Here is an 8117-nt window from a genome sequence, read left to right as displayed (position 1 = left end):
GCTCTCTTTGTGGTCATCAATAAGGATCTGAAAGATGCGAATGAAGCCATCTCCCTCATGATAACCGATACCACCATGCTCTCCACCGCGGCAGTGGAAGGCCGGCTCGATGCACGGGCTGATGCAACCAAGCATCAGGGTGAGTTCAGAACAATCGTGGAAGGGATCAATCAGACGCTTGATGCGGTGATCGGTCCACTGAATATTGCTGCTGAGTATGTAGATCGGATCTCTAAAGGTGAGATTCCCTCAAAGATAACCGACTCATACAACGGTGATTTTAATGAGATCAAAAATAACCTTAACTCCTGTATTGACGGACTTCAGGGATTAGTTCAGGCAAATAAATCTCTGCAGTTGATGGCTGATAATGATCATACTCTTCGGTTGACCGGATCTTACCCCGGGATATTTGGCGATATTGCGACTGCAGTAAACACAGTTCAGGACAGAGTAAATCACGTCGCTGCATCAATTCAGAAGATCAGCCTTGGAGATCTTTCTGAACTTGAATCCTACAAAAAGATTGGCAGTCGCTCGAAGCATGATCTCATTGTACCGGGATTTATCCGGGTAATTGAAAATCTGAAAGCACTGGTTTCAGATGCAGAAATGTTAGCAGGGGCAGCATTGGCGGGGAAATTAGGAACTCGTGCTGATGCAACCCGGCATCAGGGTGAATATCGCAAGATCGTAGAAGGAGTAAATGATACCCTTGACAGTGTTATTGGCCCGGTAAAAGAGGCTCTTCGAGTCTCTAAAGAATATTCGAATTATCAGTTCAGAACCCGCGTTGACTCATCATTACAGATTGCCGGTGACTGGATCGAGTTCAAAAATGCTCTGGATAATATCGGTATTCAGGTTAGTTCAGCGGTAGGGATTATTAACCACCAGATTATTGATCTTGCTTCAAATGCAGAAGAAGCTACAGCCAGCATCGAAGAAGTTTCTGCCGGTGCTCAGCAGATAGCACATAGTGCAGGAGGAGTAAGCAGAAGTGCTGAGCTTGGTAATGATGGAATTATCCAGGTATTGAAAGCGATGGAAGATCTCAATGTGACGGTTGGTGAGGTCTCCCAGCGTGCAGAACAAGTCTCTACCTCATCGGTAGAGGCTAATGAATTCTCGAAGATGGGTATTGAGCTCGCGAAAAAGTCAGAAATGTCTATGGGGGAAGTGACCCGGTCTTCAGCTGAGGTTGATCAGATAATAAGCGAGATCAACTCTCAGATGGCAGATATTGGAAAAATCGTCCGGCTTATCTCAGACATCGCAAATCAGACAAACCTTCTTGCTCTGAACGCTGCGATAGAAGCAGCACGTGCTGGTGAAGCAGGCCGGGGATTTGCGGTTGTGGCTTCAGAAGTCAAATCACTTGCCCAGGATTCACGCAAGTCTGCAGAGGATATTGCAGATATGATCTCTGCCCTGCAAAATAAGGCTGAGAAAGCAACAGCAGCAATGGCCTATGCTGGTGAGACGGTTGAACTGGGAAGTAAATCACTTACTGAAACTCTGGAAGCTTTTCATAAAATTGCAGGATCTATCAATGATATCACCCGTAATGCGATGGATGTCGCAGCAGCTTCTGAAGAACAGGCAGCATCTGTGGAAGAAGTTACTGCAAGTATCCATGAGGTTTCAGAGCTTCTCAATAACACGACTAAAGATGCAGGAGATGCAGCAGCAGCCACTGAAGAAGCTTCCGCTTCCATTGAGCAGATCAGTAAAGTCGTCTCAAATGTGAGTGGAATCGCAGATTCAGTCTCTCGTGAGATGTCCAAATTCGTGGTATGAGGAGTTTTCATCTGGTATCAGTTCGTGAATTCAATATCTGGCAGCCATCATAATGAGAAACTCGTGAACCAGTGAGAGGGCAACTCCGGATTTTTATTTTTGATCCACATAAATAGGATTAGAACAAATCTTTTTTTGTAAAATTAGATATTTTTGATTCCGGAGCCCTGTTACATGCATATTATGGAAGGTTTCTTACCCTGGCAATGGTGTGTCGTCTGGTGGATCATCGCCATTCCGTTTCTTTTCATGGGAGTAATTCAACTGCGGTCGATGATCCGAAACGATCGGGATACCCTTCCACTGCTTGGAGTATGTGGAGCATTCATCTTCATTCTGTCAGCACTGAAACTTCCCTCGGTGACCGGTAGTTGCTCCCATCCGACCGGTACCGGTCTTTCGACGATGTGTTTCGGGGTATGTATCACCTCGATCATCGGAGCAATTGTCCTGCTCTTTCAGTCACTTCTTCTCGCTCACGGTGGTCTATCAACACTAGGTGCCAACATGGTCTCGATGGCGATTGGCGGGCCTCTGGCAGGATATGCAATATACCGTCTCCTCAAAAATTCTTCACTCAACATCTATATAACCGTATTTTTGGTTACTGCCGTCGCTGACCTCGTAACCTATGTTATCACCTCATTTGAACTTGCAGTCGCCTATCCGTCACAGGTCGGTGGGATCATTGCCTCGTTCGGAGCGTTCTTTGCAATTTTTGCAGTGACACAACTACCACTCGCGATTGTGGAAGGATGTGTGCTGGCACTGGTCTTTAAGTATATTATTGCACTCAAACCAGAAATTCTTATAAAATTGCAGGTGTTTTCAGAAGACCAGATCTCTCGTGCACAACAACAGGGCAGCATGGTTACCCGGACGGATGGGTGATCATGATCGGGACTTATAAACTCGAACTGATAACAGTTTTGGCAATCCTGGGTTTCATTGCGATTTTTTTATTCGTCAGTTCAGGTGGGAATCACGAATTCAGTGGATCCGATGATATCGGCTCACAGAAAATTTCTGAGTTGACCGGTAAACCTGTGGAATCATATCAGCCGCTCATCCCCCAGTATGAACCACCATCTGCTGAGATCGAGGCAACACTCTTTGCACTCCAGTCTGCATTTGGGGCACTCGTTCTTGGGTTCATCTTCGGGTACTGGCTAGGGCAGAGAAAATCATCACAAACTACCTGAATTTATGATTGAAATCAACCTGGATCATATTGCACAACAGAGTACGTTCAGGCATATCCACCCTGGCACAAAACTGTTTCTTGCGCTGGGTTCTCTCATTATCTGCCTGGTGTCACCTTCCCCGGTTGTACCAGTGGTATCAGGTATTGTGCTCAGTCTTATCCTTATAATTCCGGGGAGGTTATCTCCCCTCCACTATGCAAAAATTCTTCTGGGTCCTGCTGTTTTTCTGATCATGAGCATCATTGTCCTCCTCTTTATGCATGGAGGAGGAGATGTGATCTGGCAATTTCCGGTATTCTGGATCAATTGTTCCATTACCACCGGAGCAGTACGGGAGAGTATTTTGGTTCTGTGTCGGGTATTTGGATGTTCAGTCTCGCTGTTTTTTATCGTACTTACGACTCCGATGACGGATCTCTTCAACGGTATGAAACAGGCTCACATTCCCATCGAACTCATCGATCTGATGATGATCGTGTATCGGTTCATCTTTATTTTCTACTCCCAGACAGTCGAGATCTGGCAGGCACAGGTGATGCGGCTTGGGTACCGCCGGCCAAAAGAGGCAATTCGGTCTTTTTCCATGCTTTGTGGTATGCTCTTTATTTCCAGTTGGAGTGCAGGAGAGGATCTTATCCATGCGATGGACTGCCGGTGTTACAACGGAGTATTCCCAGTACTGGATCAGACTGAACCGGTACAGATGTCGTCATTCATCCCGGTACTGGTATACCTTACAGGGCTCTGTGGAATACTGGTACTGGCAACACAACCGGTCGGGGCGATTTTATGAATATTATCCTCGAAGCTCGTGACATCAGGTATCACTATCCCGGGAGCAATGAGGCAATCAAAGGGATCAGTTTCCATATTCGCAAAGGGGAAAAAATTGCCCTGGTAGGACCGAATGGAGTCGGGAAATCCACACTCCTGCAGATGTTCAATGGTATGATCCGGCCAGACTCGGGGCTGATGCTTTTTGATAACAAACCTATATGCTACGATTCCGCGTTCCTTCGCCAGCTCCGTAAAAGGGTAGGATATGTTCTGCAGAACTCAGATCGTCAGATTATTGCACCGACTGTGTATCAGGATGTAGCATTTGGACCTGCGAATCTTGGATATGATGAAACCCTCATCAGGGAGAAGGTAACGCTGGCACTCCGTCATGTCGGGCTTGAGGGATTTGAACGTCGCCCGCCTCACCATCTCTCCGGAGGAGAAAAGAAACGGGTTGCCATTGCCGGGATATTAGCGATGGATCCTGATGTGCTTGTGTTTGACGAACCTACCAGTGATCTCGATCCTTCAGGTTCAGAGGATCTCATGGATCTACTTGATGAGTTGAACCAGGAAGGAAAGACGGTCATCATCTCAACCCACGATGTCGAACTCGCATACCCGTGGGCTGACAGGGTTATCCTCCTGCTCGATGGAAAAATTCTTCAGGAGGACGTTCCTGATGTGGCATTTGGCAATCCCGAAAATGTCAGGAAAGCCCATCTATCAGTTCCCACACTCCTTGAACTCTCGCATGAACTCGGGCGGCGCGGATTTGTGCAACCAGAGCGGAAACCGCGAAGTATTCTTGATATGATTCACATTATTGAGAATCTGGTTATTCATTCCGGCGCCACTCCAAAACCGGGGACCATCTCGGTCTGTGATGTTGATATTGAATGTTATCCTCCGCTTCTGGAATGGATTGCTTCCCGCCAGAATCTCTCAATCGGAGCAATGGGAACCCGTGCAAAACAACGTGCCAGTCAGGAGCAACTGACCCTTGAATTCACCTATGGAGTTATCGATAAATGTATTCTTCGGGCATTACGAGGGCAGGACTCCCTGATCCTTACCACCAGCAGTATGGCGGACCGGGTTATCAGGAGAGTCGAAGCGTACGGCCGGGAAAGTGGGACTTCCATCACCGTGACTCCCCTGAATTCTTCAGACCAGCCTTTATATCCTGCGAATCTATGAATGAAGAAGTTTTTAAAAATGAGTGATCATGCAAAAAAACCCGATTCCCATGATCACGGTGCTATGGATCCTGAAGATCGTAGGTGGATACCGTTTTGATATTCCAACTTCATTGCCCTGAAGTCATTCAACCTGTTTTATTTCTCCGGAAAGATTTTTGGAGCCATCTTTACAGTATGTCTGGGTTTTATATGATTAATCGTGTAAGATATACTCGGGATTTCCTTTGAGAGAGCTACGAATACATGGAAGAGGCGGTCAGGGTTCGGTCACGGCTGCCGAACTGATCGCGGTAGCGGCCTTTAAAAGTGGTGTTTATTCCCAGGCTTTCCCGGCTTTCGGGGTGGAAAGACGTGGTGCACCGGTCCAGGCATTTGTACGGTTCTCAGATACTAAGATCAGGCTTAGGAGCCAGATCTATGAACCTGATTATGTCATTGTGCAGGACAGCACCCTTATAAAGGATGTGAATGTCTTCTCCGGAGTGAAGGAAGGAGGTATCGTCTTGGTAAACACTGAGAAAGGTCTTGACTCATCAGTTCCTGCAGGAGTGAAACTGATCCAGATCGATGCTACCAAGATGGCACTTGAGATCCTTGGTGTTCCGATCACCAACACAACCCTGATGGGTGCCTTTGCTGCGGCAAGTGGGGAGATCACCCTTGCAGCACTGGAAGAAGCGGTGCGTGAACGGTTTTCGGGTTCCCTTGCTGATAAGAATGTAGCGGCTGCGCGTGCGGCCTTTGATCTCATCAAGGGAGGTGCCTGATGGCTCTTCGTATTGGATGTGCAGCAGCACCAGGACAGTCGCCGGAGAATAAGACCGGATCATGGCGTGTTTTCAGACCATCATATGACCATGAAAAGTGTACCGGCTGTGGCATGTGCCAGCTGGTCTGTCCTGAAGGTTGTGTTCATCCCCACAGTAATGAGAAGAAGTATGATCCAGATCTCGACTTTTGCAAAGGCTGTGGTCTTTGTGCAATTGAATGTCCTGTTGCTGCGATAACCATGATCAAGGAGGAGAAGTAGATGAAGGCGATTCTTGAAGGATCACATGCAGCAGCTGAAGCAGCCCGGCTCTGCAGACCAGATGTAGTTTCAGCCTATCCCATCACCCCTCAGACTCATATTGTGGAACGGCTTGCTGAAATGGTTGCAGACGAGGAGCTTGACGCCGAATATATCTGTGTGGAAAGTGAATTTTCAGCTCTTTCAGCCTGTCTGGGGGCATCCGCAGCAGGTTCACGTGTCTACTCGGCAACCTCATCGCAGGGTCTGCTCCTCATGGCAGAAGTCTGCTTTAATGTGTCAGGGATGCGTCAGCCTATCGTGATGTCAATTGCAAACCGGGCTGTCGGTGCACCACTCTCAATCTGGAACGATATGCAGGATTCAATCTCCCTTCGGGATTGTGGCTGGATCCAACTGTATGCCGAGGATGCCCAGGAGGTCCACGACTTCCATTATATTGCATACAAAGTAGCAGAAGATCATCAGGTTCTCCTGCCGGTCTTTGTCTGCTTTGATGGATTCATCCTCTCACACACGTATGAACCGGTGGATATCCCGACACAAGCCGAGGTCGATGCCTTCCTCCCTCCCTACAAACCATACAATATGCTCGACGCGAAGAATCCACTCAGTATGGGGATGTATGCAACGCCCGAGTACTACATGGAGTTCAGGTATGAACACGATAAGGCAATGGCCAGGTCTGCTGATATAATCCGTAAGGTCGGAAAAGAGTTCGGTCAGAAGTTCGGGCGTGATTATAGCAATCTGGTTGAGTCATACCATCTCGATGATGCAGAAGTAGCAATCGTAGCGATGGGTTCAATCAGCGGCACCATCAAGGATGCTATCGACGAAATGCGTGCAGATGGCAAGAAAGTCGGACTACTTCGGATTATTACCTACCGGCCCTTCCCTGCAGAAGATATCGCCAAGGCTCTCAAGGGAATTAAAAAGGTTGGAGTCTTTGAGAAAAATCTTTCTGTCGGGGCACGGATGAAAGGATGTGTCGGCTATGAAGTTAAGGATGCAATCAATGACTCCTCAGTATCTGTACTCAGTTATGTCGGAGGCCTTGGTGGCAGAGACGTAACCATATCAGATATTAAGAAGATGGTCAGTGAAATTGAGGCAGGAAGAGGAGATTGTTTCTTAGGTCTTCGTCAGGAGTTGATCTGAATGGCAGACAAGACCTGTGAACTGGTAGACTGTGGACACCGTGCCTGTGGTGGGTGTGGGCCGGCATTAGCCGCCCGCCTGATTCTGAAAGGGTCAGGTCCTGATTCTATTATCTGTGCTTCAACCGGGTGTATGGAAGTATTCTCAACTCCGTATCCCCAGACTGCCTGGAAGGTTCCCTGGATTCATTCACTCTTCGAGAATGCTGCAGCTGTGGCATCTGGAATTGAATCTGCGTTAAAAAAGCAGGGAAGAAAGGAGCATGTACTCTGTATCAGTGGTGACGGGGCAACCTTCGACATTGGTATTCAGTGTATCAGCGGTGCGTTTGAGCGTGGTCACAATATCACCTACATCTGTTATGATAACGAGGCCTACATGAACACCGGGATTCAGCGTTCAGGGGCAACCCCGTATGATGCTTCCACAACCACCTCACCGCCGGGCAAACGTTCAACCGGCAACACCCGGCCGAAAAAGGATCTTCCGCAGATTCTTGCCGCTCACGGCTCCCCTTATGTAGCAACCTGTTCAATTGCCTATCCCAACGATATCATCAAGAAGGTAGATCGGGCAGTCCAGACAGAAGGTCCGTGTTATATCCAGATTCATACCCCCTGTTGTACCGGCTGGGGATTTGACGGGTCTAAAACTATTGAACTGGCCAAGATGGCTATCGAGTGTGGACTCTGGGTCAACTATGAGATGGTTGGCGGGAAGATTGAGAAGGTCAAGAAGATCAAACGGAAACCGGTTGATGAGTATCTGAAATCACAGAAGCGGTTTGCCCACCTCTTCAAGCCACAACGCAATGATGTCGAGATCGCAAAAATTCAGGCGATCGCAGATGCAAATGCAGAAAAGTACGGAACCGACCTCTAAACACTTATATTACATATCCCTGAAAATGGGTTCTTTTCTTTTTTTCTGAATCTGATT

The 8117-nt window shown here is 47.7% G+C and carries 9 protein-coding genes; all 9 read left to right on the top strand.

Annotation, left to right across the window (positions count from 1 at the left end):
- A partial coding sequence (locus LUQ50_RS03105; protein WP_300036038.1) for a methyl-accepting chemotaxis protein occupies positions 1-1800 on the top strand: 1800 nt, incomplete at its 5' end.
- Between the two features lie 174 nt (positions 1801-1974).
- On the top strand, positions 1975-2691 hold the full coding sequence (locus tag LUQ50_RS03100) for an energy-coupling factor ABC transporter permease (protein WP_300036035.1): 717 nt from the start codon (positions 1975-1977) through the stop codon (positions 2689-2691).
- 2 nt (positions 2692-2693) lie between these two features.
- Positions 2694-3002: an energy-coupling factor ABC transporter substrate-binding protein gene (locus LUQ50_RS03095; RefSeq protein ID WP_300036032.1), complete on the top strand. Its 309-nt coding sequence runs from the start codon at positions 2694-2696 to the stop codon at positions 3000-3002.
- A gap of 4 nt (positions 3003-3006) precedes the next feature.
- Positions 3007-3798, top strand: coding sequence for a cobalt ECF transporter T component CbiQ (gene cbiQ, locus LUQ50_RS03090; protein ID WP_300036029.1), 792 nt, complete (start codon positions 3007-3009; stop codon positions 3796-3798).
- Positions 3795-4985, top strand: coding sequence for an energy-coupling factor ABC transporter ATP-binding protein (locus LUQ50_RS03085; protein ID WP_300036026.1), 1191 nt, complete (start codon positions 3795-3797; stop codon positions 4983-4985). The genes cbiQ and LUQ50_RS03085 overlap by 4 nt, the downstream gene beginning before the upstream one ends.
- 226 nt (positions 4986-5211) lie before the next feature.
- On the top strand, positions 5212-5754 hold the full coding sequence (locus LUQ50_RS03080; RefSeq protein ID WP_300036023.1) for a pyruvate ferredoxin oxidoreductase subunit gamma: 543 nt from the start codon (positions 5212-5214) through the stop codon (positions 5752-5754).
- Positions 5754-6017 carry a 4Fe-4S binding protein gene (locus LUQ50_RS03075; RefSeq protein WP_300036020.1) on the top strand — a complete coding sequence of 88 codons (264 nt, stop codon included), beginning with the start codon at positions 5754-5756 and terminating at the stop codon, positions 6015-6017. The genes LUQ50_RS03080 and LUQ50_RS03075 overlap by 1 nt, the downstream gene beginning before the upstream one ends.
- Positions 6018-7178, top strand: coding sequence for a pyruvate ferredoxin oxidoreductase (gene porA, locus LUQ50_RS03070; protein WP_300036017.1), 1161 nt, complete (start codon positions 6018-6020; stop codon positions 7176-7178).
- Positions 7179-8060, top strand: a complete 882-nt coding sequence (locus LUQ50_RS03065) for a thiamine pyrophosphate-dependent enzyme (protein ID WP_300036014.1) — start codon at positions 7179-7181, stop codon at positions 8058-8060. It begins immediately after the preceding gene.
- The last annotated feature ends 57 nt before the right edge of the window (positions 8061-8117 follow it).

Origin of the sequence: Methanospirillum sp. (assembly GCF_028679455.1) — an archaeon.
GTDB lineage: Archaea > Halobacteriota > Methanomicrobia > Methanomicrobiales > Methanospirillaceae > Methanospirillum.
This window is presented reverse-complemented; position numbering and strand designations above follow the sequence as displayed.

Bases quoted from the DNA above. Each gene is read 5' to 3' on its own strand.
- LUQ50_RS03100 (WP_300036035.1), top strand. From the start codon at position 1,975: ATGCATATTATGGAAGGTTTCTTACCCTGGCAATGGTGTGTCGTCTGG.
- LUQ50_RS03095 (WP_300036032.1), top strand. From the start codon at position 2,694: ATGATCGGGACTTATAAACTCGAACTGATAACAGTTTTGGCAATCCTG.
- cbiQ (WP_300036029.1), top strand. From the start codon at position 3,007: ATGATTGAAATCAACCTGGATCATATTGCACAACAGAGTACGTTCAGG.
- LUQ50_RS03085 (WP_300036026.1), top strand. From the start codon at position 3,795: ATGAATATTATCCTCGAAGCTCGTGACATCAGGTATCACTATCCCGGG.
- LUQ50_RS03075 (WP_300036020.1), top strand. From the start codon at position 5,754: ATGGCTCTTCGTATTGGATGTGCAGCAGCACCAGGACAGTCGCCGGAG.
- porA (WP_300036017.1), top strand. From the start codon at position 6,018: ATGAAGGCGATTCTTGAAGGATCACATGCAGCAGCTGAAGCAGCCCGG.
- LUQ50_RS03065 (WP_300036014.1), top strand. From the start codon at position 7,179: ATGGCAGACAAGACCTGTGAACTGGTAGACTGTGGACACCGTGCCTGT.